A 315-nucleotide genomic window follows, 5' to 3' on the forward strand; every position below is an offset into this window, starting at 1 on the left:
CCTGATAGCCGTGGTCGCGGGTCAAGAGCTTGTCGCCCAGCACCAGATCCTCGACCGCGACGCGGCCGCGCAGGGTGTCGATCAGGGTTCCCGGCGCGAAGCAGATGATCTTCTCGAAGCTTTCGAAATCCAGCCGCTTGCCGTCCTTAAAGACGACGTAGCCGGTCTGGGAATACGTGCCATCGCCGTTGTCGATGGTCCCGGTGATGGTCACCACCGCCCCTTCCGAAGCATCGGGCAGCACCAGCGTGTCGAAGCCCGACCCGCCATGCACATAGCCGTTGGTCGAGGTCAGCACCTGCGCGGTGTCGGTGC

Annotated in this window: 1 protein-coding gene; it reads right to left on the reverse strand. The window is 64.1% G+C overall.

Annotation, left to right across the window (positions count from 1 at the left end; all coding sequences use genetic code 11):
• Positions 1-315, reverse strand: a 315-nt coding sequence (locus tag BTA51_RS29280) for a Hint domain-containing protein (RefSeq protein WP_210404981.1), incomplete at both ends; no start/stop codon positions are given.

The sequence above is a fragment of the Hahella sp. CCB-MM4 genome (assembly GCF_002260525.1).
GTDB lineage: Bacteria > Pseudomonadota > Gammaproteobacteria > Pseudomonadales > Oleiphilaceae > Hahella.